The sequence below is a fragment of the Eudoraea algarum genome (assembly GCF_050589645.1).
Classification (GTDB): domain Bacteria; phylum Bacteroidota; class Bacteroidia; order Flavobacteriales; family Flavobacteriaceae; genus JBNGOQ01.
Genome location: NZ_JBNGOQ010000005.1, coordinates 146,331 through 171,653 on the forward strand (window position 1 = coordinate 146,331; position 25,323 = coordinate 171,653).

Annotated in this window: 24 protein-coding genes and 1 tRNA gene; 11 read left to right on the top strand and 14 right to left on the bottom strand. The window is 45.5% G+C overall.

Annotated elements, in window-relative coordinates:
* On the top strand, positions 1-459 hold the full coding sequence (locus ACRD67_RS18975) for a RidA family protein (protein ID WP_430968838.1): 459 nt from the start codon (positions 1-3) through the stop codon (positions 457-459).
* A gap of 431 nt (positions 460-890) precedes the next feature.
* On the opposite strand, the gene ACRD67_RS18980 is transcribed toward ACRD67_RS18975, so the two are convergent.
* Positions 891-963 (bottom strand) — tRNA-Lys (locus ACRD67_RS18980).
* A 160-nt stretch (positions 964-1,123) separates the two neighbouring features.
* Here ACRD67_RS18980 and ACRD67_RS18985 point away from each other — a divergent pair.
* Positions 1,124-1,639, top strand: coding sequence for a shikimate kinase (locus ACRD67_RS18985; RefSeq protein WP_430968839.1), 516 nt, complete (start codon positions 1,124-1,126; stop codon positions 1,637-1,639).
* On the opposite strand, the gene ACRD67_RS18990 is transcribed toward ACRD67_RS18985, so the two are convergent.
* The 3 genes from ACRD67_RS18990 to ACRD67_RS19000 are packed head-to-tail and all read right to left on the bottom strand — an operon-like array spanning position 1,631 to position 3,082.
* Positions 1,631-2,128: a phosphoribosyltransferase family protein gene (locus tag ACRD67_RS18990; protein WP_430968841.1), complete on the bottom strand. Its 498-nt coding sequence runs from the start codon at positions 2,126-2,128 to the stop codon at positions 1,631-1,633. The genes ACRD67_RS18985 and ACRD67_RS18990 overlap by 9 nt on opposite strands.
* A complete protein-coding gene (locus ACRD67_RS18995) occupies positions 2,128-2,724 on the bottom strand; it encodes a methyltransferase domain-containing protein (protein ID WP_430968843.1) in 597 nt (198 codons plus the stop codon). The genes ACRD67_RS18990 and ACRD67_RS18995 overlap by 1 nt, the downstream gene beginning before the upstream one ends.
* Positions 2,708-3,082, bottom strand: a complete 375-nt coding sequence (locus tag ACRD67_RS19000) for an RNA-binding S4 domain-containing protein (protein ID WP_430968845.1) — start codon at positions 3,080-3,082, stop codon at positions 2,708-2,710. The genes ACRD67_RS18995 and ACRD67_RS19000 overlap by 17 nt, the downstream gene beginning before the upstream one ends.
* A gap of 78 nt (positions 3,083-3,160) precedes the next feature.
* Between ACRD67_RS19000 and ACRD67_RS19005 the strand changes: the two genes are divergently transcribed.
* Positions 3,161-4,111 (top strand): FKBP-type peptidyl-prolyl cis-trans isomerase, encoded by a 951-nt coding sequence (locus tag ACRD67_RS19005; RefSeq protein WP_430968847.1) that lies wholly within the window; start codon positions 3,161-3,163, stop codon positions 4,109-4,111.
* A 153-nt stretch (positions 4,112-4,264) separates the two neighbouring features.
* Here ACRD67_RS19005 and ACRD67_RS19010 read toward each other — a convergent pair whose 3' ends face one another.
* Genes ACRD67_RS19010 through ACRD67_RS19020 form a run of 3 tightly spaced genes read right to left on the bottom strand, consistent with a single transcriptional unit; the run spans position 4,265 to position 6,734 of the window.
* Positions 4,265-4,879, bottom strand: coding sequence for an outer membrane beta-barrel protein (locus ACRD67_RS19010; RefSeq protein WP_430968849.1), 615 nt, complete (start codon positions 4,877-4,879; stop codon positions 4,265-4,267).
* 53 nt (positions 4,880-4,932) lie between these two features.
* A complete protein-coding gene (locus tag ACRD67_RS19015; RefSeq protein ID WP_430968850.1) occupies positions 4,933-5,886 on the bottom strand; it encodes a transketolase family protein in 954 nt (317 codons plus the stop codon).
* 11 nt (positions 5,887-5,897) lie between these two features.
* Positions 5,898-6,734 carry a transketolase gene (locus tag ACRD67_RS19020; protein WP_430968852.1) on the bottom strand — a complete coding sequence of 279 codons (837 nt, stop codon included), beginning with the start codon at positions 6,732-6,734 and terminating at the stop codon, positions 5,898-5,900.
* A 161-nt stretch (positions 6,735-6,895) separates the two neighbouring features.
* Between ACRD67_RS19020 and tgt the strand changes: the two genes are divergently transcribed.
* From tgt to dnaB, 5 genes are all read left to right on the top strand, one after another.
* Positions 6,896-8,026 (top strand): tRNA guanosine(34) transglycosylase Tgt, encoded by a 1,131-nt coding sequence (gene tgt, locus ACRD67_RS19025; RefSeq protein ID WP_430968854.1) that lies wholly within the window; start codon positions 6,896-6,898, stop codon positions 8,024-8,026.
* Positions 8,023-9,108 carry an LptF/LptG family permease gene (locus ACRD67_RS19030; protein WP_430968856.1) on the top strand — a complete coding sequence of 362 codons (1,086 nt, stop codon included), beginning with the start codon at positions 8,023-8,025 and terminating at the stop codon, positions 9,106-9,108. The genes tgt and ACRD67_RS19030 overlap by 4 nt, the downstream gene beginning before the upstream one ends.
* Complete coding sequence (locus ACRD67_RS19035; RefSeq protein WP_430968857.1) at positions 9,095-9,991, top strand: DMT family transporter; 897 nt, start codon at positions 9,095-9,097, stop codon at positions 9,989-9,991. The genes ACRD67_RS19030 and ACRD67_RS19035 overlap by 14 nt, the downstream gene beginning before the upstream one ends.
* Positions 9,992-10,046: 55 nt before the next feature.
* Positions 10,047-11,000 carry an acetyl-CoA carboxylase carboxyltransferase subunit alpha gene (locus tag ACRD67_RS19040; RefSeq protein ID WP_430968858.1) on the top strand — a complete coding sequence of 318 codons (954 nt, stop codon included), beginning with the start codon at positions 10,047-10,049 and terminating at the stop codon, positions 10,998-11,000.
* A 168-nt stretch (positions 11,001-11,168) separates the two neighbouring features.
* Entirely contained in the window at positions 11,169-12,719 is a 1,551-nt protein-coding gene (gene dnaB, locus ACRD67_RS19045) for a replicative DNA helicase (RefSeq protein ID WP_430968859.1), read from the top strand.
* A 272-nt stretch (positions 12,720-12,991) separates the two neighbouring features.
* Here the strand turns inward: dnaB and ACRD67_RS19050 are convergent, their stop codons facing one another.
* Together ACRD67_RS19050 and ACRD67_RS19055 are read right to left on the bottom strand one after the other, a co-directional pair.
* Positions 12,992-14,602, bottom strand: coding sequence for a RagB/SusD family nutrient uptake outer membrane protein (locus tag ACRD67_RS19050; RefSeq protein ID WP_430968860.1), 1,611 nt, complete (start codon positions 14,600-14,602; stop codon positions 12,992-12,994).
* 18 nt (positions 14,603-14,620) lie between these two features.
* Positions 14,621-17,752: a SusC/RagA family TonB-linked outer membrane protein gene (locus ACRD67_RS19055; protein WP_430968861.1), complete on the bottom strand. Its 3,132-nt coding sequence runs from the start codon at positions 17,750-17,752 to the stop codon at positions 14,621-14,623.
* Between the two features lie 550 nt (positions 17,753-18,302).
* Between ACRD67_RS19055 and ACRD67_RS19060 the strand changes: the two genes are divergently transcribed.
* Positions 18,303-19,565 carry an asparagine synthetase B gene (locus ACRD67_RS19060; RefSeq protein ID WP_430968863.1) on the top strand — a complete coding sequence of 421 codons (1,263 nt, stop codon included), beginning with the start codon at positions 18,303-18,305 and terminating at the stop codon, positions 19,563-19,565.
* On the opposite strand, the gene ACRD67_RS19065 is transcribed toward ACRD67_RS19060, so the two are convergent.
* The gene (locus ACRD67_RS19065) at positions 19,562-20,368 is read right to left on the bottom strand and encodes an HAD family hydrolase (RefSeq protein WP_430968864.1); all 807 of its coding nucleotides are present in this window, start codon (positions 20,366-20,368) and stop codon (positions 19,562-19,564) included. The two genes, ACRD67_RS19060 and ACRD67_RS19065, sit on opposite strands and share 4 nt — an antisense overlap.
* 106 nt (positions 20,369-20,474) lie before the next feature.
* On the opposite strand from ACRD67_RS19065, the gene ACRD67_RS19070 reads away from it, so the two are divergent.
* Positions 20,475-20,897, top strand: coding sequence for a secondary thiamine-phosphate synthase enzyme YjbQ (locus ACRD67_RS19070; protein WP_430968866.1), 423 nt, complete (start codon positions 20,475-20,477; stop codon positions 20,895-20,897).
* A gap of 46 nt (positions 20,898-20,943) precedes the next feature.
* Positions 20,944-22,020: an adenylate/guanylate cyclase domain-containing protein gene (locus ACRD67_RS19075; RefSeq protein WP_430968867.1), complete on the top strand. Its 1,077-nt coding sequence runs from the start codon at positions 20,944-20,946 to the stop codon at positions 22,018-22,020.
* 49 nt (positions 22,021-22,069) lie between these two features.
* Here ACRD67_RS19075 and rplT read toward each other — a convergent pair whose 3' ends face one another.
* The 4 genes from rplT to thrS all read right to left on the bottom strand — a co-directional run bounded on the left by rplT (position 22,070) and on the right by thrS (position 25,260).
* Positions 22,070-22,414: a 50S ribosomal protein L20 gene (gene rplT / locus ACRD67_RS19080; RefSeq protein WP_430968869.1), complete on the bottom strand. Its 345-nt coding sequence runs from the start codon at positions 22,412-22,414 to the stop codon at positions 22,070-22,072.
* 88 nt (positions 22,415-22,502) lie between these two features.
* Positions 22,503-22,700: a 50S ribosomal protein L35 gene (rpmI, locus tag ACRD67_RS19085; protein WP_430968871.1), complete on the bottom strand. Its 198-nt coding sequence runs from the start codon at positions 22,698-22,700 to the stop codon at positions 22,503-22,505.
* A gap of 32 nt (positions 22,701-22,732) precedes the next feature.
* The gene (gene infC, locus ACRD67_RS19090; protein ID WP_430969170.1) at positions 22,733-23,287 is read right to left on the bottom strand and encodes a translation initiation factor IF-3; all 555 of its coding nucleotides are present in this window, start codon (positions 23,285-23,287) and stop codon (positions 22,733-22,735) included.
* A gap of 32 nt (positions 23,288-23,319) precedes the next feature.
* Positions 23,320-25,260 carry a threonine--tRNA ligase gene (gene thrS, locus ACRD67_RS19095; RefSeq protein ID WP_430968872.1) on the bottom strand — a complete coding sequence of 647 codons (1,941 nt, stop codon included), beginning with the start codon at positions 25,258-25,260 and terminating at the stop codon, positions 23,320-23,322.
* Between the last annotated feature and the right edge of the window lie 63 nt (positions 25,261-25,323).

Consider the following 25,323-nt stretch of genomic DNA (forward strand, 5'->3'; position numbering starts at 1 on the left):
ATGGATCCAATAACAGCACTTTCAAAATTGGGACTGGAACTGCCCGAGGCTTCTACTCCAGGCGGTTCCTATGTCTCTGTAAATATTAGGGGAAACACAGCATATATTGCCATACAATTTCCCATTAGAAATGGAACCTACCTATATCAGGGAAGATTGGGAAAGGAAATAACTACCGAAGCAGGTGCCAAAGCCATGGAGCTATGTGCTTTGAACGTACTGGCCCAAATAAATGAGAAGATTGGTTTTAATCGGATAGCGGGACTAAATCATATAGATGCTTATTACCAATCCGATGAAAACTGGGACGATGCACCTGTTGTAGTGGATGGCGCCTCCGATCTGTTCCTAAGTGTTTTGGGAGAACGAGGTAAACACTCCAGGGCCATTTTTGGAGTGGAAAAACTGCCGCGCAATTTTAGTGTGGGATTGACCACCTCGTTTACCTTAAAGCAATAATAACCCCTAAAACAAAAACCCTGACGGAAGCGTCGGGGTTTTACTATCTCTGGTGACCTGGCTGGGGTTGGCTCACTCCCGTCCGCGCCTTGGCGCTGACGACGTCTCGCTCGTCTGACCCAACCGTCCCAAGGTCAAAACCGGACCGAGCGAAATAGTAAAAGTCCAGTGGACTTTTATAGCGAGGGGCCAGGTGGCGCGCCGGCGAAGATATCGCATATTATTAAAAAACGGCCGAGGTTGACTCGCCCCCACATTCACTCCCAAAAAACAAAAGCGAGCATTTGTTTTTGCTCGCTTTGTATTCCTGAACTGTGTTGGTCCTCTGGTGACCTGGCTGGGGCTCACCTCGGCTGCGCTCGCCATAAACTTCTCGCCCCATTTTATTTCATAAAAAAACCTGCCGAAAGGCAGGTTTCCATTTCACTCCGTGACCTGGCTGGGGCTCGAACCCAGGACCCTCTCCTTAAAAGGGAGATGCTCTACCAACTGAGCTACCAGGTCATTAAATTAGAGGGCTTCGCCCTCCGAATCCCGCCCAAGGCGGGAGTAGGAGGGTGCAAATATAATATCAATAATTTATTTAACAAGACGATTTTCAGATAAATTTCAGTTTCGTTTTGAAATCCCATCGATTTACTACATTTTTACCAAAAATTGTCGCATGCAGGTCATTTTAATAGGGTATATGGGCAGTGGAAAAACCACTGTGGGCAAACAATTGGCCGATGAACTGGCCCTTGAATTTCTGGATCTGGACACCTATATAGAAGAGGTCCACAAAACTTCGGTATCCAGTATTTTTAAGGACAAAGGAGAGATTTTTTTCCGGAAAGCCGAGCATGGGAGCCTTCAGGAAATCCTACAGACCAAAGACCATTTTGTACTGGCCACCGGAGGAGGCACCCCCTGCTATGCTGGTAATATGGGAATGATGCTGGAACACACCCAAGCCGTGTTCTACCTTAAAATGGGTATTCCCGCCCTGGTAGATCGACTTTTCACCGAAAAGGAGCAGAGACCACTGATTCGGAACATTTCCAAGAAAGATTTTCCAGAGTTTATCGGTAAGCACATGTTTGAACGTAGCCCTTTCTATTCCAGAGCCCCTCATACGATTCTGATCGATAACAAACCGCTGGAAGCAGTGGTGGGAGAAATCAAGACTGCCCTATCCTAGGGAAACCGTATCATCTTTTGGTTTAAACTCCACCTTTACGTGCTCCTGCAAGGAGGTAGACAATGAAATCCCTTTGTAATCGGCCTTTACGGGATACTTTTTGTGGTTTCTGTTCACTAAAACGGCAGTTTTTAATTGTTTTAAAGGAGTCTTCAGAAAATGGTGCACCCCATAGATCAGTGTACTGCCAGAATTGAGCACATCATCTATCAGGACCACCGATTTGTGTGCGTAGTCCTTTTCGGGAATGGAAGTGCTTACCCCACTTTTTAGGGGATTCTTTTTATCCATGCTTACCTTGCACAACACTATGGACGCATTCGTAATTTTTTTCAAAACTGCGCCTATTTTTTTTGCAAATTGAAGTCCGCCACCATCCACGCCCGCAATTACGATTTCTTTCTCATCCGCATTGGCTTCGTAGATTTGGTAGGCAATTCGCCTTATCTTATGCTGTATTTCTTGGTGGGACAGTATTTTATGCGACATTAGGTCAAGGATTTACGTTCAAAGATAAAAAAGAGTTCCGTACCCTGCCTGGGTTTTATGGAATTATGGGCCCTTTCCAAGGTACGGATGTGGAAATCCGTGGCGAACAAGCTACGGTATTCCGCTTCGTTTCCCCCAAAGGGCGGGCCGTTTTCCGTGAGCGGGAAATCGAAGAACAAACCGACCAAGGTACCTCCCGGACGCAATGATCGCTTCATTTTATCCACATAAGCCCTTCTCTGCGATGGTTGTAGCGCACAGAAAAAGGTCTGCTCCAGGATAAGGTCGAAACCCGAGGCCCCCCATTCAAAAAAATCGGCTTCGATAAGGTGGGAAGTCGGGAAATCAGGTTCCTCAACTTCAATACGTGTCAAAGGTTGTTTTGCAATATCCACTACATAAACGCTTGTAAACCCCTGTCGAAACAGATACCGCGCTTCATAGCCGTTCCCGGCGCCGGGGATGAGGATCTTCACCGTTTTGTCACTTAGCTGATCAATATACGCCTTTAGGGGCGGGGAGACCTGGCCCATATCCCAACCCAGTTGATCGCTACGGTATTTATTTTCCCAGTAAGCCTTATCCAGTTTCTTCATCGGTATAATCATCGATATCCCTACGGTCTTTTTTGGTAGGCCTTCCCGTACCCTTTTTGCGGTAATACGCTTTGGAGTAGGCCAGGAGTTCATTGTGCTCAAAGGCCTCCGCAGGGGTGGTGTCCTTTCTGTAGATATCCACCAACTTGGCCCCGACTCGGCTTTCCGGGATGTCCAAAACGGTAAGTTCATAGTTGATCTGGTTCTTACGAACTTTTATTTTGTCCATCGGGTAGACCTCCCTGGAGGGTTTTACCACCTGTCCGTTTATTTGGACCTGTCCTTTTTTACAGGCTTCCGTCCCCATATTCCGGGTCTTAAAATAACGGGTACTCCACAAATATTTATCGATACGCATGTACTATTGAAAATCTTTGTTAACGTCTTCTACAAAAATAGGGGAAAATTGTATCTTGCGGCTTTTAAAAGAAATTGCATGAAGCTTACCAGATTTCTATTCTTACTATCCATGGGCATCGTGCTCGTATCTTGTAAAAACGATGACGATGGGGTGGAGGTTATTCCCCCCCGATTGCTAAGTGAGGTAACCGTTGAAGACGATGCCGAGATTCTTGACTACTTAAGGACCCATTTTTACAATTACGAAGAATTTGCCTCACCTCCTGCCGGTTTTGATTTTAAGATTAAACTGGACACCATAGCCGGGGTCAATGCAGGTAAAACTCCTTTGATCGATCAGGTATCGTCCAGTACCGTACTTCGGTCCTCGGACCATTTTTTGTTGAGCGCCGGGGAGGAAGACATTCCCCACACCTTTTATTATCTAGAAGCGCGTGAAGGTAGTGGTATGAGTCCAACAGTGGCCGATTCTTCCTTTGTGAGGTTCCAGGGTAGCTTGCTCGATGGAGAGGTTTTTGACGGTTCCACTACTACCGCTGTTTGGTTTGATTTGGCGAGACTGCAGGCTCCTGCCCAAGGGGCACGGGGTTTTAGCGAAGCCATTCCCAATTTTAAGGCGGGCGGACAGGTCATTGACAATGGGGATGGCACCTTTACGGTAGAGGATTATGGTGTGGGCATTATGTTCCTGCCTTCCGGACTTGGTTTTTTCAATGCATTTCAACCCAGTATCCCCCAATACAGCCCCTTGATCTTTACCATTGATCTCTTTACGATCAATGCCACGGATCATGACCGGGACGGTATCCCTTCAATTATGGAAGATTTGGATGGGGACGGTTATCTCTACAATGACAATACGGACGAAGAAGAGGAACAACTGCTTTTTGTTAACTTCCTGGATTCTGATGATGATGGTGATGGCACGCCCACAAGAGAGGAAATAATTATCGATGACCAGGGAAATATTACTTTTCCGGATACGGACGGGGACGGTACCCCGGATTATCTGGACAGTGATAGCTAGTACATCTTCACGAACGTCCTTAGGGAAATACCTTATATAGAATCTACGAATGTCAGTTCGAGCGCAGTCGAGAACTCTTCAAGGTGGTAATTCATTCCCAAAAAAGACATCTCGACTGCGCTCGATGCGACATCAAAGCGCTACAATAATATTTTATAATTTCACGGACAGACCAAAAATAATCTGCGAGGGCCTGGAATCTACACGTCCCTCTATGTCGGTAATATTGTTGCCGATAAAATTGGCCTCGTTTTCTGAAAAACCACGTTCGTAGCGTACATCCAGGCCAACGTTGCCCAAACTCACATCGAGGCCCACATTGAGTCCCACGGTAAAATCGTTCTGTACATCGTCCACATTGAGTCCGTCCAGATCGTTTTTCAACGTGTATTGGAAAGCGGGTCCGGCAAAAACGCTCAAAGGACCAATGAGCTTATATCCCAACAGTACGGGAAGGTCTATTTTGGAAATGTCATAGTCGTTGGTAGCACCGTCCACGTCGTAACTACTCTTTGTACGGGTATAGACCAGTTCGGGCTTTACATAAACCTTCGGGAAATCCAATTTAGCAAAAAAGCCTGCATGGAAGCCCACTTTGCCATCCGAACCGGCAATGATATCCTCGCCTGCGTTCTGTACCTGTCTAAAACTAAGATCTCCGTTCTGGTTGTAGTTAAGACCGGCCTTAATACCGTATCCCGATTTGCTCTGAGCGAATGTGGTTACGCTTATTAAAACGCATGCCACCGTAAGAAGTGTTTTTTTCATAATGCAGTGTGTTCTGTTTTTAAATAAAATGTAGCACCAAAATTGGTGCCATTCTATTTTCTTTTTAACACACTTAAAACGGCCGTCTCTATGGCTTTATTGTTCAATCCGTATTTCTCCATAAGCTGCTCTGGAGTGCCGCTTTCCCCAAAAGTATCCTGGGTGGCCACAAATTCTTGGGGTGTAGGATGCTGGGTAGCAAGGGTTCTGGCAATACTCTCGCCCAAACCGCCTAGGTAATTATGCTCCTCTGCACTTACAATACAACCCGTTTTTTTAACGGATTTTAACAAAGCTTCCTCGTCAAGCGGTTTTATGGTGTGAATATTGATTACTTCCGCAGAGATTCCTTGGTTTTCAAGGTTTTCGGCTGCAATGAGCGCTTCCCAGACCAAATGTCCGGTAGCTGCTATGGTAACATCCGTACCTTCATTGAGCATAAGCGCTTTGCCGATTTCAAATTTTTGATCGGTGGGGGTAAAGTTGGCTACCTTGGGCCTTCCAAACCTTAAGTATACGGGCCCTAGGTGATCGGCAATGGCTATTGTGGCGGCCTTGGTCTGGTTAAAATCGCAGGGATTTATGACCGTCATGCCCGGGAGCATTTTCATAAGACCAATATCTTCCAAGATTTGGTGCGTGGCCCCATCTTCGCCAAGGGTTACCCCGGCATGTGAAGCACATATTTTCACATTTTTACCCGAATACGCTATGGATTGCCTGATCTGATCGTACACCCTACCGGTGGAGAAGTTGGCAAAGGTACCTGTAAAAGGTATTTTCCCTCCAATGGTGAGTCCGGCTGCAAGGCCCATCATATTGGCCTCGGCGATGCCCACCTGAAAGAAGCGTTCAGGGTTTTCCTCTATGAACTTCTCCATTTTCAGAGAGCCGATCAAATCAGCACAGAGCGCTACCACGTTGGGATGGGACCTGCCCAATTCTGCCAGTCCGGCGCCAAAGCCGCTTCTTGTATCGTTTTTACCTGAATCTATGTACTTTTTCATGTAATGTCTTATTAATAGTCCCCTATAGTTTCCGGATTTTGCGACAACGCATCCGCCAATTGTTCATCATTGGGCGCCTTCCCGTGCCAAGCATGGGTGTACATCATAAAATCTACCCCATGGCCCATCACGGTATGCAACAAAACACAGACCGGCTTTCCTTTACCCGTCCTGCTCTTTGCATCGGCCATACCTACAAGGATGGCATCTAGATCGTTGCCCTTGGTTATTTCCAGCACGTCCCAGCCAAAGGCCTCAAATTTGGCCTTTACATCGCCCATGGGCAAAACGGTATCCGTGGCACCATCTATTTGCTGTCCGTTGAGATCTACCGTGGCGATAATATTGTCCACTTTGTTTCCTGCGGCATACATAATGGCTTCCCAGTTCTGGCCCTCTTGCAGTTCCCCGTCACCGTGCAGGCTGTAAATCAGATGATCGTCCCCATTCAGTTTTTTGGCCTGTGCGGCACCAAGGGCTACCGACATGCCCTGGCCCAAAGACCCTGAGGCAATGCGTATTCCCGGGAGACCTTCATGGGTGGCCGGATGCCCCTGTAGTCGCGAATTTATCAAGCGGAAGGTATTCAATTCCTCCACCGGAAAATAACCGCGTCTCGCCAAGGTACTGTAAAAAATGGGGGAGATATGCCCGTTGGACAAAAAGAAAATGTCCTCGTCCCGTCCGTCCATATCAAAGCCTTCTTTAAGGTCCATAATCTCATGGTAGAGGGCGATGAAAAATTCGGTACAGCCCAGGGATCCTCCAGGATGACCTGAATTAACCTTGTGGACCATGCGTAGAATATCCCTACGGGTCTGCACAACCAAGTCTTGTAGTTTTGACATTATTTTGTGGTTTCGTGATATAAATGCCAAAAGTAACTGCAAACTTTGGGCTATACAAGGCGAAATATACTATTTTATCAACGAAGCGGATCGGGGAACTTTATTTTTTTGTTAGCGTTTTTACACAACTTAGTTGTCTATATTTGCGGATTGAATCAGGGATGAAATTTACTTTAGCACATACCGACCCTCAAAGTAAGGCAAGGGCCGGACAAATTACCACGGATCATGGCAGCATAAGCACTCCGATTTTTATGCCAGTGGGTACTGTGGCTTCCGTGAAGGGAGTCCACCAGCGAGAACTGAAGGAAGATATTGATCCGGATATTATTCTAGGAAATACCTATCACCTGTACTTGAGGCCCAAGACCCCTATTTTGGAGCAAGCAGGAGGGCTTCATAAGTTTATGGGATGGGATAGGAACATCCTCACGGATAGTGGAGGATACCAGGTATACTCCTTATCGGCCAACCGAAAAATCAAAGAAGAAGGGGTGAAGTTTAAATCCCATATTGATGGATCCTATCATGTTTTCACCCCGGAAAACGTAATGGAACTACAACGGACCATCGGTGCGGATATCATCATGGCCTTTGATGAATGCACTCCTTATCCCTGCGATTACAACTATGCTAAGCGTTCCATGCACATGACCCATAGGTGGTTAGACCGTTGTATCGCCCATTTGGACAAGGTGCCCTATGCCTATGATTATGCACAGGCCTTTTTTCCTATTGTACAAGGCTCCACCTATAAGGACCTAAGGATGCAATCGGCCGAGTATATTGCCAATGCGGGTGCAGAAGGGAATGCTATTGGCGGTCTGTCGGTCGGGGAACCTGCTGAGGAAATGTATGCAATGACCGAGGTGGTCTGTGATATTCTTCCCGAGGATAAGCCCAGGTACCTAATGGGTGTTGGCACGCCGATAAATATTCTGGAAAACATAGCCCTTGGTATCGATATGTTCGATTGTGTGATGCCCACCAGGAATGCCAGGAATGGCATGCTGTTTACTGCCCATGGCACCATCAACATAAAGAACAAGAAGTGGGAGGATGATTTTTCCCCCTTGGATGAAATGGGCATTACCTTCGTTGATCTTGAATATTCAAAGGCCTATTTACGACATTTGTTCGCGGCCAATGAATACTTGGGGAAACAAATTGCCACCATCCACAATCTGGGTTTCTATCTTTGGTTGGTTCGTGAGGCCAGAAAGCATATTTTAGCAGGGGATTTCCTGAACTGGAAAAATGTCATGGTAAAGCAAATGGATAAAAGACGATGAGCCTCACGATTCTTGATAAATACATCTTAAGGCGATATTTGCTGACTTTTAGCGTCATGCTGCTGTTGTTCATTCCCATAGGCATCATGGCCAATTTGGCCGAACAAATCGGTAAAATGATCGACAACGATGCACCCTTGAACGAAATTTTGGTGTATTACATGAATTTCACCATATATATAGGAAGTCTGCTGTTCCCCATTTTTCTGTTTCTTTCCGTAATTTTCTTCACCTCCAAATTGGCCAACAATACGGAGATTGTGGCCATTTTGAGTTCTGGGGTTTCCTATGGTAGGTTTTTGCGCCCCTATCTTATAGGTGCTTCCATTATTGCGGTAATTCTCTTCTTTATGGGGATGTTCATCGTACCCAATGCGAGCAAGGGATTTAATGAATTTAAGTTCAAATATTTAAAAAAGGGGAAGCAAGATCGGGTGACCAGCAATATATTTAACCAATTGAACGATCGGGACTATATCTATGTCAGTAGCTTTGACCCCGCTCGGAAGATTGGCTATAACTTCACCTTCGAGCATTTTACACAAGAAAACAAGTTGGACTACAAGATTTCGGCCGCCAATATTAGATGGATACCCAAGGACAGTATCTACAGGTTAAGCTCCTATGTAAAGCGCAGTGTGGGCGAAGATGGAGAAATCGTGGAGACCAAACGCCGATTGGACACTATTTTTACCTTCAAAATAGACGATTTAACCCCTGTCTCCTATATAGCGGAGACCAAGAACCTGTTTGAGTTGAATAAATTTATAGATACGCAACGAAAAAAGGGCGCATCCAATGTTAACACCTATGTACTGGTCAAATACAAACGCTGGGCGTTGCCCTTGACCGCATTTATCCTTACCATTATTGCGGTGGCGGTGTCCTCCGTAAAACGAAGGGGCGGTATGGGCATTAATTTAGCCTTTGGCATCGGAGTGGCCTTTATTTATATCTTTTTTGACAAGGTCTTTGGTACCTTGGCACAGCAATCGGGATTTCCGCCCTTGTTGGCGATAATTATTCCAAACCTTGCCTTTGGTATTTTAGGGCTTTATTTGTTGCAACATGCCAAACGTTAGGTTCAAAAACTACCTGCACCTTCACTTTATTGTATTTATCTGGGGCTTTACGGCCGTGCTGGGAAAATTGATCAGTATTGAGGCACTTCCCTTGGTCTGGTACCGGATGCTGCTGGCCTCTTGTTTTATTTTCTTGTTCATCAGCCTTAAAAAGTATGGTTTAAGGCTTTCCCGAAAAACCCTATTTACCCTTGTTTTTGCAGGGATCATCATCGCCTTGCACTGGCTTACTTTTTTTAGGGCCATTAAGGTATCCAATGTATCCGTGGCCCTGGCCACTATGTCTACCGGAGCACTCTTTACCGCGGTGCTGGAACCTATTTGGTACCGTCGAAAACTCCTTTGGTACGAGCTTGTTTTTGGGGTTATGGTACTGACAGGGCTCTATATCATATTCAAAGTGGAAACGACCTATGTGGAGGGCATCCTGTTGGCGTTGACCTCGGCCATGCTGGCCGCCATTTTTTCGTTGATCAACGGCAAGTTGATCCTCAAGGAACGACCTTCCGTAATTTCATTTTACGAGCTTCTGAGCGGTTGTATTTTCCTTACCGTATATCTTGGGTTCCAAGGAAGTTTCGACGCTAATTTCTTTTTGCTATCCATGAACGATCTTTTGTACCTCTTTATATTGGCCTCGGTATGCACCGCCTACGCTTTTATAGCCTCGGTGCGTATTATGGAACATATTAGCCCCTATACGGTAATGCTTACGATAAATTTGGAGCCGATCTATGGTATTGTTTTGGCCTTCCTCATTTTTGGGGACAGCGAAAAAATGAACCCCTTGTTTTATGTTGGAGCGCTGATTATACTTGCCACTGTGATAGCCAATGGCCTTTTGAAGCGTAGGGGTAAGTTAAAAAAAAGAGGTACGGCCTAGGGTTCTCCCTTAAAGTTTTATATTTGTCTGCTGATACAAACTAAACCTAAGATTCGTGGAATATTTGGATTTTGAACTACCCATTAAAGAACTCGAAGAGCAATTGGACAAGTGCTTGGTCATCGGGGAGGAGAGTGATGTGGATGTTACCGAAACCTGCAAGCAGATAGAAAAAAAATTAGCGGAGGCCCGGAAGGATATCTATAAGAACCTTACCGCTTGGCAGCGGGTACAACTTTCGCGACACCCGAACAGGCCCTATACGTTGGACTATATCAAGGCCATTTGCGGCGACACCTTCTTAGAGCTCCATGGCGACAGAAACGTAAAGGACGATAAGGCCATGATTGGCGGCCTGGGCAAGATAGGCGACCAAAGTTATATGTTCATTGGTCAACAAAAGGGCTATAACACCAAGACAAGGCAGTACCGTAATTTTGGTATGGCCAATCCTGAGGGGTACCGCAAGGCGCTACGGCTGATGCGATCTGCCGAAAAATTCAATCTGCCCGTGGTCTGTTTTATAGATACTCCGGGGGCCTATCCCGGCATTGAGGCCGAGGAGCGCGGACAAGGGGAGGCCATTGCCAGAAACATTTTGGAAATGACACGTTTAAAAGTCCCCATCATTGTAGTAATCATTGGTGAAGGCGCCTCTGGTGGTGCTTTGGGCATCGGTGTGGGAGACCGGGTCCTCATGTTGGAGAATACCTGGTATTCCGTAATATCGCCCGAATCCTGTTCTTCCATCCTTTGGCGGAGTTGGGAATACAAGGAACAGGCAGCGGAGGCCTTAAAACTTACGGCGACCGACATGAAAAAATTAAAGTTGATCGATGAAATTGTGAGGGAACCTTTAGGAGGCGCCCATAGCAATCGAGAGAAAACTTTTGAGATCGTAAAAAATAAAATTGCCGCCCATTACGAAGATTTAAAAAAGTTATCACCAAAAGAATTGGTAGATACACGCATGGATAAATATGCCAATATGGGTGTCTTCAACGGTTAATCGGCATTTTTAGCAAGTTCAAAAAAATCCCGGGGATTCATTTTCGGGATTTTTTTGGTTATCAACACAATTTCGTAACTTATGAACAGAAGAATTGTTCATTGTCTGTGGATATCGCAGCACCCCCCATTTATGTTAACTTAAGGTTAATTGTATACTTTAGCAGCCATGGAAAAACCGAGCCCTGTTGTTGGTCGTAAAATTGACAAAGCCGCCATAATCAATTTGGAAAGAGGGAAAATACCACCTCAAGCCGTTGATTTAGAGGAAGTTGTGTTGGGGGCAATGATGATTGACAAAAAAGGCGTGGATGAAGTAATAGATATCCTACATCCAGATGCTTTTTATAAGGATGCGCATCGATTTATTTACGAAGCGATCTTTACGCTCTTCGAAACCTCGGAACCAGTGGATTTATTAACCGTTTCATCCCAGTTAAAGCAAAATGGGCGCCTAGAGGCGGTAGGGGGCGATTTTTACCTAGTAAAACTCACTCAAAAAGTGGCTTCTTCGGCCCATATTGAGTTTCATGCGCGTATCATCCTTCAAAAATATATTCAGCGGAGCCTGATCAAAATTTCCAACGAAATTATCGAAGACGCCTATGATGACGGTACCGATGTATTTGATCTATTGGACAATGCCGAGGCCAAGCTGTACGATGTTACCCAAGGAAATTTAAAGCGCTCCGCGGAGACGGCCCAAAATTTGGTGATCCAGGCCAAGAAACGAATCGAGGAAATTGCCAATAAGGAAGGATTGAGCGGAATTCCCTCTGGTTTTGATAAGGTAGACAAATTAACCTCGGGCTGGCAACCTAGTGATTTGGTCATTATTGCCGCAAGGCCGGGTATGGGTAAAACTGCCCTTACGCTGTCCATGGCGCGAAATATGGCAGTAAATTCGAGCATACCTGTAGCTTTCTTTTCGTTGGAAATGTCCTCCGTGCAGTTGATTACACGACTCATCTCCTCCGAAACGGGGCTGTCTTCAGAAAAATTGCGTACCGGACGCTTGGAAAAACACGAATGGGAGCAACTGAATGTTAAGGTAAAGACCTTGGAAAAGGCCCCCTTGTTCATAGATGATACCCCGTCTTTGTCCATTTTTGACCTTAGGGCCAAGGCTAGGCGCCTGGCCTCCCAGCACGATATTAAGTTGATCATTATCGACTATTTGCAGTTGATGACGGCGGGCAGCAGTCAGAAAGGGGGGAACAGGGAACAGGAAATTTCTACTATTTCGAGGAATTTAAAGGCACTGGCCAAAGAATTGAACGTTCCTGTCATCGCTTTGTCACAGCTATCCAGGGCGGTAGAGACCCGTGGGGGCAGTAAACGGCCCATTCTTTCGGATCTTCGTGAATCGGGTGCCATTGAGCAGGATGCCGATATCGTTTCCTTTATTTATAGGCCCGAATACTACAAAATAGATGAATGGGACGATGAGGAACGTACCCCGACGCAGGGTCAGGCAGAGTTCATTGTGGCCAAGCATAGGAACGGTGGTTTAGATAATATTAGGTTAAAGTTCGTTGGACAACTCGGTAAATTTGATAATTTAGATGACTTTGATTCTCCATTTGAGTTTCAATCGAAGATGAATGCCGATGAAGAAAATCCGTTCATAACCAAAAACCTTCCCAATACCGATGAGGCATTTGGAAGTGCCATGAACGATGATCTAGATCCCGATGATGCCAATGACGTACCGTTTTAGGATGACTTTTGTTCCAAAAGAATCACAATAACCCATACTTTTTCCCCGGCTTTCGTTACAAATGAAAAATTCGTTATAATCGTAAAGAGGAGCAGTCTCTGTCCAAGACCACCCCTCTGAAACCACCTAAACAACCCACAAAATATTTTAATGCCTTAATGGTACTAAGATTTTGTTGATTTTGATTGCCTAGGCCCCGATAATTTTAACGAGCCATGGAGTCCTTTTTGCCTACCACTGGTGTTTTCGCCTCTATTCGTCCTGCAGCAGTTTCAATACCCTGGGTTTTGTTTCAATCCTGGGTTGACTTTCAAGCTGTTTTCATGAAATGGCCACAAGTAGTTATGCGGTTTGAAGGACCTGTCCTCTATTTTTATGGATTCCAGAGTCCCGTTAACCTCCCTGGTATGCCCCAAAGCAGGCTGATTTAAGGCCGTTTCCGCTACGCGCCACCTTATAAGGTCGTCATAACGCAAGCCCTCTCCGGCAAATTCGATTCTTCGCTCATTTCGAATCAAGTCGATCCATTGTTGCTGATTGTAAGCCGTATAACGCCCTTGGGTAACATCTGCGAGCTCCATATCCAAACCGGCCCTGCGCCTTACTTGGTTGATGCAATCCTTGGCCAGAGCATCTACCTGACCCTGCATAATCTTTGCCTCGGCATAAGTCAGCAAGACTTCGGCATATCGCAAAAGGCCAAAATCCATACGGCCATTGTCCCTAAAGGCATCGGCCTCATCCACAAATTTTTTAAACCAATATCCAGAAGGACTACCTCTCTCGGCCTTATGGTACATAGGACCGTCTTCATTGTAAATATTGATTGGAATGGTATCCGAAGCGAACGTATCTCCATGGCCAAAAATACTTGCCCGGTATCGGGGATCTCGATTTAAGGACGGATTCAGTTCATATGCTCTTTTTGTATGCATGGAGCTTTCGCCTATTGTTTCCCCTTGTAAGGTCCAATAGGAATCGACCAGGGATTTCAGCGGAACGACATATGATTGTCCCCTGCCAGTACGATAATGCGGCCCCAGGTCTTCAAAGGAGTAGGAAGCAACCAACCTACGGCTATCCCCGTCATGATGCATAATGAACTCTTTATTGCCGGAACAACAGGCTTCATATTGAAATAGGGCCCCATAATTGGGGTGTAGGGCGTAATATCCCGAATCCATTATTTCCTTTGCCAGGGATGCCGCCAACTCATACTTTTCATGGTACAGGGCATACCGCATGATCAGTGCCTTCAGGGAATACTGATTGAACATGTACCTATCCGGTCTTTCGTATTCCTTTTTGGGTAGGCGATTGGCAATGGCAAGTCCTTCCGTAAAGAGGTATTCCAAAATTTCTTCTTTGGGGGTCGCCGCTACCAGAGCCGTTTCCAAATCCGCTGGTTCCGTATGAAAGGGTACGTTGGCCCATCTGAAGGTCAGCACGAAATAATGCCATATTCGAAGCCCTTCCAAAATACCCTTGTAACGCTGTCTTACTTCCTCGTTTTCCACATACGGGACATCCACGTTGGCGATAAAGGTATTTAGACGGCCCAAATGTTTCAAATGGGTTTCGTAATAGTATAAAAAATCGGGGGAGACACTGCTAAAATTCCCATTGGCGATGCGCTGATGATATTGGCCTTCTACCCGACTATAGGCATTGTCCGACTTTCCATCCTGCATATAAAAAAGGAGCTGGGTAACATGCCTGGTGGTAAAAACATCCAAATAGCTACTGTAAGCGACACGGCGCAAATCTTCCTCGGTATTATAAAATTCATCGAAGGATGTGGCGGTGGGATCCGTTTTGTCCAAATAGGGTTCACATCCGAGCATTGCGCAAGTCAAAAAAAAGATATAGCTGTACTTTTTCATTTTATTACATAGTTTAAATTAATAGATGTCCAATTTGGCTCCTAGTGTAAAAGAAGCCATTCTGGGATAACCTCCATTCCCACCATCCCTTTCTGGTTCCAGTCCTTCCCAATTGGTAAAGGTGAACACGTCCCGAGCGTTGAAGTACACCCGTATATTTCTGATTTTTTTATTGGTGGCCGGAACGGTATAGCCCAGCTGAATGGATTTTATCCTGAAAAAGGAAGCATCCCCAAGCCAAACATCACTTAGTGCGGCGTTAGGGCTTGTCCCTGTCCATACCCTGGGAAACCTACTGTTTGGATTGTTCGGGGTCCAGCGGTTGTCCATATAATATTGTCTGGGAGTTCCCAAGCTATTTGTATTTCCATCTACAAGTACAGGAAAACCCTCTAAACCATTCAACCTACCCAAGCGCCTACCAACCCCTTGTCCCAAGAGACCAAAATCCCAGTTTCTATAGTTCATGGTAAGGTTGATGGAATAGTTCATGTGGGGAAAGGGATCGCCCAAGTTCACCTTGTCCTTGTCGCTGATGATGCCGTCCTTGTTTCGATCTACATATCTGATATCTCCAGGAATGGTATTGGGAAGTACCGCGGAAGCACCGTCTATTTCGGCCTGGTTTTGAAAGTAGCCATCGCTTTGATATCCGTAATAGTTGTCCACGCCAATGCCTCTATACCATATTTTGTCATTATTATCCTTAAATATCAAGGTATCGGACACCTTGTGTCCTGCTTTCAATACCTTGTTTTGGTTATCGAAAAGGGTGCCCTGTACCCTGTATGAAAAGTCACCTAATCTATCGGACCAACTAGCAGAGACTTCCCAGCCCCGGTTTTCGACCTCACCAATATTGACGGCCGAGGTAAGTGCATAAGAACCTGTAAGCGGAGGTACCGGGAAGTTGGAGTATATAAGATCCTCGGATTTCTTGGTGTAGGTGTCGAAAGTAAGGTTCAGTTTATTTTGGAGCGCGGTCAGATCAAAACCAACATTTTGTTGAGTCTGCGTTTCCCAGCTAAAGGCCTCATTGGGAACCCTCAGTGTCCACCCCCAAAAGTTCACCCGTTCCTGCCAAAGATAAGGGGGTACGTTCTCGTTTCCGATTCTTCCGTACGAGGCGCGTATCTTGAAGTTGGTAATGCCTCCCGTCTCTGCCAGGTCCTTCATGAACCCTTCATTATGGACGTTCCACCCCATGGAGGCAGAGGGAAAGAACCCCCATTTATAGCCCGGTGCAAATTTGCTGCTCCCATCCTGCCTTACCGTAGCTTCCAACAGATAGCGGTCTTTAAAGGAATAGTTTAGTTTGGAAAAGAAGGAAGCTTTTGTAATTTCCCTAAAGTCCGAAAAATTGAAGTTCATAAGCTCAGTTCCCGCCACTAGATAAATCTTATCGAAATCCTTCCTAACGTCTTTTTCATAATTGACAAGGGCCCTAGCAGTAATTTGGCTTTCACTTACCCCTTGTGAGGCACCCACAGCATTGCCCCAAGTGGTTACCGGTTTACCTTCCCCGTCAAAGAACTTGAAGGTACTTCGCTTATGTTTTTGGGCAGATTTGTTGATCATATAGGAAACATTGCCCGCCAAGTGTAGGTTGTGGGTAATATGAAAACGGGGCCTTAGGTTAATGGTACTCCGGTCGCTTAAAAAGTTCCGCTCTCCACCTTTTTCCATGCGGGCCAGTGGATTTCTGTCCCCGTACAAAATATAATGGTCTGGAAGGTCATCCTCGTAGAAGACCTGTTGTGAAGGGTTCATACTCCAGGCCCTTTGGTAAAGACCATGCCCGTCGTCATTGGCCAGCAAACGATCGGTTTGCAACCTGTGGGCGTAGAAGTCGGCCATCAGGACAAAACGATCACCGATGTTCACGTTGGTATTAAAGCGGGCATTGTATCTTTGACTGCCTTCGTATGGATTTAAACCGGATTGTTGAAGGTATCCCAACATCAGATTAAAGGTTCCCACACCCCCGCCACCGGATATACTTGCAGAGGTGTTGTAGAAATGGGCCTTTTGTTGCATTATAATGTCTAACCAGTTTACGTTGGGCAGGTCTCCGCTACGGGCTCGGTCAATATCTTCCTGCGTGAACAGCAGCGGCTGGTCTTGAAACCCCCGGGCCTCATTGTTCAACTGCATATAATCCACAGCATTTACGAAATCTGGCATATCCAAAGGGGACTGGACGGAAAGCCATGAATGTACATTCACCTTGAATTCTCCCGTGGTTCCCCGATTGGTGGTAATAAGGATAACACCGTTTGCGCCCCTAGAGCCATACATGGAAGCAGACGCAGCATCTTTGAGCACTGTGATACTTTCCACCTGATTCGGGTCAATATCACTTAAAGATTGTTCTATACCATCAATTACAACCAAAGGGGAAGCATTTTGGAGTGTACTCAGGCCCCTGATCGAGATGGTCCCCGGGGAATCCCCGGGCAGATTACTGCCCTGTAACAGTGTAATCCCGGACATGGTTCCGGAAAAAGCCTCTTCGAGCTTCACCAGTGGCTGTGATTCTATTTTTTCCAGTTCCATCACCTCAATGGACGAGGCCAAATGCCTTCGTTCAATAGTGTTGTAACCTGCTGTGACGATCACTTCCTCCAGCCGATCCACCTCTTCTAGGAGCACCACATCGATGGTGGTTTTGCCCCTGGTGCTTATTTCCTGTTCTGCATACCCCAAACTATTGAATATTAGAACAACATTATCCGTTCTCACCTTTATGGAATACCGGCCTTCCTCGTCCGAAGCCGTACCAATGGTCGTACCCTTGATCAATACGTTCACAAAGGGGATAGGGTTTCCCTTGGTATCCGTTATGGTTCCGGAAAGGCTCAATTGTTGGAGAAATAGGTCCAAGGGCACCTCGTATCCCTTTTTTCCTCGCTCAATATATGGGTCCGTGTAGACACCTGGCAGATTAAAGGGAACAATACTCGTACAAGGGCTTCCTGCCATGTTCAGAACCGTTTCAATGCTTCGGTTTTCAGGTTTACTGTCCTTGTAGAACGCATGGGCGTGGAGACAGGGTTGCATAGCCAAAAACAAAAGAAAAAGTAATCTCCCTTTTGCATTAAATCTCGGGGGGTTAGGCCCCACGTCCCCGGAAAATGTCTGTTTTTTCATACTTCATAAAGTTTTAGACCTGTTGGATCAGGAATTAATAATTCAGAGTGAAAATGATATGTGGGAATGGTATTTTCGTTTCCCCGAAACCTTGGTTGGATTGCTTCGGTTTCATCGCAAGTACCTAAGGTTCCAGATTGTTTTATTTGTTTCCCTTAGCAAGGAAAGTTGCCAAGATCGCCAAATAAGAGGCGAATAAAAAATGGAATGTTACCAGCGGGACTATATATGAATAAGTGGGAAGTGTAGGTGTTTCGCCGTCCATTAAATGGGCTATCAAAAACTCTATGTCGCAGGACGAACGGCCAAAGGGACACATTAAAACAGTTAGAATTAAAGAGAATCATTTAAGTCGACCAAAACCTTACCTCCGATCACCTAAGGGCAAAATGAACCTTTGCGATACCTTATCTTGCAGTTTCTTAACTGTTTTTATCATTTTTTAACAGCTTTGACCAGTTGAAATAGTATAACTTGCATTCAAGATCTTGGTCCCATCCAGGGTTATGATTTTTCAGGTAACTTTGTAGGGTCAACAACATTTTTTTCTATGGGTAGGCTACTCTTTTCCTTCTTTTTCTTTTTCTTCTCTTTACATGTTTTTGCCTCCACCATTCTGATTCCTATGGATGCAGAGGGCCAAAAGAACCATTTAAAGGCCTATGGCATCACCTACTGGGTGCTTACCAAGCAACAAAAGGTACAATGGTTGTTGAACTATAGGGGTGGCTCGTTTCTTTTGCCTAATGGGGAGAGCATTCGGAGGGAATGCCAAATCCGGGGGGTTTCCTTTGAAATTTTATCCGATGCCCAGACCCAGGCCATCTTGGAGTCTATTAGCAGCCCCTCCCAGAACCAGGAAGCGGTAGTGCTGGAAAAGCCACCAAAGATTGCGGTATATTCTCCCAAGGGGAACCAACCTTGGGACGATGCGGTGACGATGGTGCTTACCTATGCGGAAATACCGTATGTCACGATATATGACGAGGAGGTATTGGACAATAAATTGGCCCTGTACGATTGGCTGCATTTGCACCATGAGGATTTTACCGGACAATACGGTAAGTTCTATGGCGCCTATAGGGCGGCACCATGGTATATTGAAGGGAAACGCAGTGCAGAGGAACTCGCCCAAAAATTAGGGTATAGCAAGGTTTCGGAAGAAAAAAGGGCGGTGGCCCTGAAAATACGAAACTACGTCATCGGGGGCGGGTTCATGTTTGCCATGTGCTCCGCTACGGACAGTTACGATATTGCCCTGGCCGCAGATGGGGTGGATATCTGCGAACCCATGTTCGATGGAGACCCTTCGGATCCCAATTACCAGAGTAGGTTGGATTACGACAAAACCTTTGCCTTCACCAATTTTGTCCTGGAACGGAATCCGGCCCGATATGAGTTTTCATCTATAGACATGACCAACAAAAGGCGTAACGTTCCCAAAGAATCCGATTATTTTTCTTTGATGGATTTTTCGGCCAAATGGGATCCCGTGCCCACCATGCTCTGCCAGAACCACACTTCCCTGGTCAAAGGATTTATGGGCCAGACGACTTCCTTTACGCGGAACGAGATAAAACCCACGGTCATGGTATTGGGAGAGAACAAGATCAACGGGGAGGCCCGGTATATCCATGGGATAAAGGGGAAGGGTTTCTTCACCTTCTACGGAGGCCATGACCCGGAAGACTACCAGCATAGGGTAGGGGATCCCAAAACGGAATTGGAACTACATCCCACCTCACCAGGCTATCGACTTATTCTGAACAATGTGCTGTTTCCGGCCGCCCAGAAGAAGAAGCAAAAAACCTAGCCGATTTTAGCGGTCAACAGCTTTTCCAAAATGCGTTCCACACCGTGGTTGTCATTACTGCTGGTCCGGTATTTTGCTGCCTTTAGAATATTGGAATGTGCGTTGGCCATGGCAAAACTATAGTCGGAGAGCTGCATCATTTCCAGATCGTTGTTATAGTCCCCAAAAACCATCACTTGGTCCGCGCTAAGGTTGTAGGCGTGCATTACCTTGCCCAAGGCAAATCCCTTGTGGGCGTGGTTGTGGGATACATCCACCCAATTGGGGCCCGAGACCTTTATTTTTAGTGAACCATCCAAATGCCTTACCGCCGGATATACGTATTGCTCGGAACTTTCAAAATGATATATGGCAATTTTGAGCACCTCCCCGCTAATACTTCCCCTGTCCTGAATTACATCAAAATTGGAGTAATACTCTTTTAATAGGTTTATAAAATCCTTTGAACTACCGTTCACATAGGCCCTGTCCTGGGTACAAATGGCAGCATGTGCCCCCTTGGTGTCCTTGGTAATTTTCAAAATAGTATCTACGTCCTTCATGTCCATGGGGGTAGTCAAAAGCACTTCATTACGCCGTTTAACATAAGCGCCGTTCTCCGCAATAATAATGATATCGTCCTTGATAGCATCAAGTTTTGCCGCCATGCTTCCGTATTGCCGGCCGCTTGCTGCAACAAAAAGAATGTCCTTTTCCTGTAATGCCCGGAAGAGCGAAAAGAAACGGTCGCTGACTTCATGTCTGGAATTCAAGAGGGTACCGTCCATATCGGACACCACCATTTTTATGTTGGATAGATCCATTTACGTTCTTTAAGTGGGCAAAGTTATCCCATAAGTTGTAATATTTTGGATATATGGGTAAAGTTTATATTATTTTAGTACAGGGAATCCGATAACTGTACCATTCATGAAGTCATTTCAGAAGGAGATGCGATTGCCAAGCTATCCCAGGGGATTTCATCTGATCTCCTCGGCCATCTACGAAGCATTGCCCGAAATAGGGCAGATTAGTACCGGACTGTTGCATGTTTTTATTAAACATACTTCGGCAAGTCTTACCATCAACGAAAATGCAGATCCCACCGTACGGACCGATTTTGAGAGCCATATGAACGTCATGGTACCGGAAAATGCGCCCTACTATGTGCATACCTTTGAGGGACCGGACGATATGCCCGCCCATATAAAATCGTCCCTCATGGGAGCGTCGGTACAGATACCCATTAGTCAGGGTAAATTAAACCTGGGCACCTGGCAGGGAATTTACCTCTGTGAGCATAGGGACAATGCTTCGGGACGGAAATTGGTACTCAGCTGCTTTGGCGTTTAAAAATAAAATGTGATGATAACGAACATAAAACAGGCCCCCTTTTGATTTGAGACCCAGGGTAAAACAATTTTTTGAGTTACTGCTCACGGCCATAGTATATTGGTCCTTGGCATTTACTTTCTTCATTTTCATAAGGTATTATGCCCTGGATACCGAGGCGGGAATCGTAGTAGATGCCACCATGGACGTACCCTTTACGCAATGGATGGGCTTTGGTGTTTTGCTGGGTGTCCTTATCGGCTTCTTTTATGGGTTGATTGAATTCCTTTTCGATAAATTTCTTTTGAAACGACTCAATTTGGGCCTTTCCATTCTCCTGAGGACGCAGATTTATTTGATTTTGCTGATAGTGTCCATGAGCCTGATGAGCTTCGTTGTGGAAGAGGAAATGGATCTGGACCTGCCCAACGAGCGCGGTTGGTGGCGTACCAGTAAGGTGTTTTGGATCACGGTAGTCTATTTTGTGGTCAGTTCCCTGGTGTTCTCCTTTCTCAAGATTGCTAAGGAGCGGTTTGGTAGGGAGTCTTTCCTAAAACTGCTGATCGGCAAATACCGAAAACCGGCAGAGGAAGAACGGGTCTTTATGTTCCTGGATCTTAAATCCTCTACCACTATTGCCGAAAAGCTGGGCCATTTGGCTTATAGCAAGTTCATACAGGAGTGTTTTTTAGACCTCAATCTGGTGTTGGATGCCCATAGCGCCGAGGTATATCAATACGTAGGGGACGAAGCAGTTCTAAGCTGGAGCTTTAAAAATGCCGTAAAACGGAACAACTGTGTTGCCCTCTTTTTCGCTTTTCAAAAACGCTTGCGCAAACGGGCGCTGCACTATGAAAGGACCTATGGCCATGTCCCGGAATTTAAGGCCGGCCTGCACGGGGGGAGGTTGATCGTGGTGGAAGTGGGCAGTGTTAAAAAGGAACTGGCCTACCATGGAGACGTCATCAATACAAGTTCCAGGATACAAGACCAATGCAATGTCCTCGGAGAAAAACTATTGATTTCGAAAGATTTGTTGGAAAATCTGGAATTGTCATCAACTTATACGGAGAGGCATATCGGAAACCTGGCACTTAAGGGAAAAGCGAGCAGCCTGGATATCTATGCGCTCAAAAAGGCATAAAAAAAGCCCGCTCCAAAGAGCGGGCTTTTAAGCGAGATATTTCCATTAGTTATTTTACTTTTTCAACGATGGCCTTAAATGCCTCCGGGTGGTTCATGGCCAAATCTGCCAAAACCTTACGGTTTAGCTCAATACCATTGGCCTTTACCTTGCCCATAAACTGGGAATAGGACATTCCGTGCAATCGGGCACCAGCATTAATACGGGTGATCCATAGGGCACGAAAATTTCTTTTTTTGTTTCTACGGTCGCGGTAGGCATATGTCATTGCTTTCTCTACCGCATTTTTGGCTACTGTCCAGACATTTTTACGTCTTCCAAAGTAACCTTTTGCTTGCTTCATCACTTTTTTTCTTCGAGCTCTTGAAGCGACTGAATTTACTGATCTTGGCATAATTTCTAATTTTTGTAGCAGGCGATTCGAACCAACGAATACTTGTAAGGGCCCAACTCCAGGGTTAATGATTTACCGAAAAGAACAATTATTTTAAACGTAATTGCTCCTTAATACTGTTAACGTCGGACTGGTGTACCAGTGTAGCGTGCGTTAACTTAAGCTTACGCTTTTTAGACTTCTTCGTAAGAATGTGACTCTTAAAAGCGTGCTTTCTTTTGATTTTACCAGTACCCGTAAGCTTAAAACGCTTTTTGGCACTGGATTTTGTTTTCATCTTAGGCATCTTCTTCCTAGTTTATGATTTATCTCGCTTACTTACTTTTTTGTTTTGGGAGCTATGAACATGGTCATTCGTTTTCCCTCCAATTTGGGCATCTGTTCCACCTTTCCATAATCTTCCAACTCCTGGGCCAGACGTAACAACAGGATTTCACCTTGGTCCTTGTACACTATGGAACGTCCTTTGAAAAAAACATAGGCCTTTAACTTCGCCCCGTCCTTTAGGAACTTTTCCGCATGCTTCTTTTTAAACTCATAGTCGTGGTCATCCGTTTGGGGACCAAACCTAATTTCCTTTACGACCACTTTGGTGGCTTTGGCCTTCATGGCCTTTTCCCTTTTCTTCTGTTCGTAAAGGAACTTTTTATAGTCAATAATTTTACAAACCGGAGGATCTGCCTTGGGTGAGATTTCAACCAGGTCAAGTCCCAATTCTTCAGATTTTGCAACTGCATCCTGCAAGGAATAAACACCCACCTCTATATTATCGCCTACCAATCTAACCTTGGGAGCCGTAATTTTCTCGTTGATGTTGTGGGGATTTTTATTTTCCCTTCTAGGTTGGGGCCTAAATCTTCTTCTTATTGCTATGGCTTAAATTTTTTTAATTAAACGTAAATTTTTTAAAACGACTTTAAGGTACTATTTATTTCATTAGCTACCAAGTGGGCGAAATCTTTTACCGCAAGGGATCCCAAATCTTCTCCACCGTGTTTTCTAACGGCTACGGTCCCTTGCTTTTCTTCCTGTTCCCCTACGATGAGCATAAATGGAATCTTGTTCATTTCCGCTTCCCGTATTTTCTTTCCTACCGTCTCGTTTCTTTTATCTACGAGGGCGCGAATTTCGTCATTTTCCAGTGAATTTAAAACTTTTTCAGCATATTTTTCATGTTTCTCGCTGACCGGCAATACAATAGCCTGCTCCGGAATGAGCCATAAGGGAAAATTTCCTCCGGTATGCTCCAGTAAGAGAGCTATAAAGCGCTCCATACTACCAAAAGGGGCTCGGTGTATCATAATGGGCCTATGTAACTCGTTATCGCTTCCCTTATAGGTAAGATCAAAACGTTCCGGTAAATTATAATCTACTTGTATAGTGCCCAATTGCCACTCTCTCCCTAAGGCATCCTTGACCATGAAATCGAGCTTTGGGCCGTAGAAAGCGGCTTCCCCACTTTCTATCTTAAAATTGAGTTCTTTCTCCTCGGCGGCATCAATGATGGCCTGTTCTGCCTTTTCCCAGTTTTCGGGGGATCCAAGGTACTTTTCAGGATGGTCCAAATCCCTTACCGATACTTGGGCGGTAAAATTATCAAAGCCCAGGGAGCCCAACACATAAAGGGAAAGATCTATAACGTTTTTAAACTCTTCATTCACCTGTTCCGGGGTACAGAAAATATGGGCATCATCCTGGGTAAACCCTCGCACCCTGGTCAGTCCGTGCAGTTCGCCGCTTTGTTCATAGCGGTATACCGTACCAAATTCTGCGTAGCGTTTGGGAAGTTCCCGATAACTATAGGGTCGGCTGTTAAAGATTTCAATGTGATGCGGACAGTTCATAGGTTTCAATAAAAATTCCTCGTCCTGCTTGGGCGTTTTTATTGGCTGAAAGCTGTCTTCCCCATACTTTTCATAATGGCCAGAAGTGATGTAGAGTTCCTTTTGGCCAATATGCGGGGTCGCCACCATTTCATAGCCCGCTTTTTTCTGGGCCTTCTTTAAGAACTGTTCCAAACGTTCCCTTAATGCTGCCCCCTTGGGCAACCATAGGGGTAGGCCCTGGCCCACTTTTTGGGAAAAGGTGAACAGTCCCAGTTCCTTGCCCAATTTCCTATGATCTCTTTTCTTGGCCTCTTCGAGCAGTTCCAAATATTCCGTAAGCTCCTTTTGCTTGGGGAAGGAAATGCCGTAGACCCTGGTAAGTTGAGGTTTGTTTTCATCGCCCCGCCAATAGGCACCGGCCACACTTAGAATTTTGATGGCCTTAACAATGCCTGTATTGGGGATATGTCCCCCTCGACATAGATCGGTAAAGGTGTCGTGGTCGCAAAAACTAATGGTACCATCTTCCAAATTTTCGATCAGTTCTACTTTGTATTCGTTCCCTTGAGAGGTATAGAGGGCTAGCGCATCGGCCTTGGAGACCGCGCGCATTTTATAATCGTGCTTGCCACGGGCAATTTCCAATGCCCGTTTTTCTATTTCCGGAAAGTCCTTCTCCGATATGGTATGCTCCCCAAAATCCACATCATAGTAGAACCCATTTTCAATGGCAGGACCAATGGTTAATTTAATTCCAGGATATAACTCTTCAAGTGTTTGGGCCACAATGTGGGAAGTGGAATGCCAAAATGCCTTTTTTCCTTCGGCATCCTTCCAGGTATAGAGCGTTAAATCACCGTCAACTGTGAGTGGTGTTACTGTTTCTACCACGGTATCGTTGAATTTGGCCGAAATAACATTTCGCGCCAAACCCTCGCTTATGCTTTTGGCCACATCCATGGGCGTACTGCCTTGGGCATACTCCCTGACCGATCCATCGGGCAATGTAATTTTGATCATACCTTCTATTGCGTCAATAAGTGTGCAAAGATAGCATCTTGTATTGATGCGGACAACAGATGT

Excerpts from the sequence above, each read along its gene's own strand:
- ACRD67_RS18975 (WP_430968838.1), top strand. The coding sequence starts at position 1 with ATGGATCCAATAACAGCACTTTCAAAATTGGGACTGGAACTGCCCGAG.
- thrS (WP_430968872.1), bottom strand. The coding sequence starts at position 25,260 with ATGATCAAAATTACATTGCCCGATGGATCGGTCAGGGAGTATGCCCAA.
- ACRD67_RS19015 (WP_430968850.1), bottom strand. The coding sequence starts at position 5,886 with ATGAAAAAGTACATAGATTCAGGTAAAAACGATACAAGAAGCGGCTTT.
- ACRD67_RS19010 (WP_430968849.1), bottom strand. The coding sequence starts at position 4,879 with ATGAAAAAAACACTTCTTACGGTGGCATGCGTTTTAATAAGCGTAACC.
- ACRD67_RS19060 (WP_430968863.1), top strand. The coding sequence starts at position 18,303 with ATGGGTAGGCTACTCTTTTCCTTCTTTTTCTTTTTCTTCTCTTTACAT.
- rpmI (WP_430968871.1), bottom strand. The coding sequence starts at position 22,700 with ATGCCTAAGATGAAAACAAAATCCAGTGCCAAAAAGCGTTTTAAGCTT.
- ACRD67_RS19035 (WP_430968857.1), top strand. The coding sequence starts at position 9,095 with ATGCCAAACGTTAGGTTCAAAAACTACCTGCACCTTCACTTTATTGTA.
- ACRD67_RS19030 (WP_430968856.1), top strand. The coding sequence starts at position 8,023 with ATGAGCCTCACGATTCTTGATAAATACATCTTAAGGCGATATTTGCTG.
- ACRD67_RS19050 (WP_430968860.1), bottom strand. The coding sequence starts at position 14,602 with ATGAAAAAGTACAGCTATATCTTTTTTTTGACTTGCGCAATGCTCGGA.
- ACRD67_RS19065 (WP_430968864.1), bottom strand. The coding sequence starts at position 20,368 with ATGGATCTATCCAACATAAAAATGGTGGTGTCCGATATGGACGGTACC.
- ACRD67_RS19005 (WP_430968847.1), top strand. The coding sequence starts at position 3,161 with ATGAAGCTTACCAGATTTCTATTCTTACTATCCATGGGCATCGTGCTC.
- tgt (WP_430968854.1), top strand. The coding sequence starts at position 6,896 with ATGAAATTTACTTTAGCACATACCGACCCTCAAAGTAAGGCAAGGGCC.
- ACRD67_RS18990 (WP_430968841.1), bottom strand. The coding sequence starts at position 2,128 with ATGTCGCATAAAATACTGTCCCACCAAGAAATACAGCATAAGATAAGG.
- ACRD67_RS19020 (WP_430968852.1), bottom strand. The coding sequence starts at position 6,734 with ATGTCAAAACTACAAGACTTGGTTGTGCAGACCCGTAGGGATATTCTA.
- ACRD67_RS19070 (WP_430968866.1), top strand. The coding sequence starts at position 20,475 with ATGAAGTCATTTCAGAAGGAGATGCGATTGCCAAGCTATCCCAGGGGA.
- ACRD67_RS18995 (WP_430968843.1), bottom strand. The coding sequence starts at position 2,724 with ATGAAGAAACTGGATAAGGCTTACTGGGAAAATAAATACCGTAGCGAT.
- ACRD67_RS19055 (WP_430968861.1), bottom strand. The coding sequence starts at position 17,752 with ATGAAAAAACAGACATTTTCCGGGGACGTGGGGCCTAACCCCCCGAGA.
- ACRD67_RS18985 (WP_430968839.1), top strand. The coding sequence starts at position 1,124 with ATGCAGGTCATTTTAATAGGGTATATGGGCAGTGGAAAAACCACTGTG.
- rplT (WP_430968869.1), bottom strand. The coding sequence starts at position 22,414 with ATGCCAAGATCAGTAAATTCAGTCGCTTCAAGAGCTCGAAGAAAAAAA.
- dnaB (WP_430968859.1), top strand. The coding sequence starts at position 11,169 with ATGGAAAAACCGAGCCCTGTTGTTGGTCGTAAAATTGACAAAGCCGCC.
- ACRD67_RS19000 (WP_430968845.1), bottom strand. The coding sequence starts at position 3,082 with ATGCGTATCGATAAATATTTGTGGAGTACCCGTTATTTTAAGACCCGG.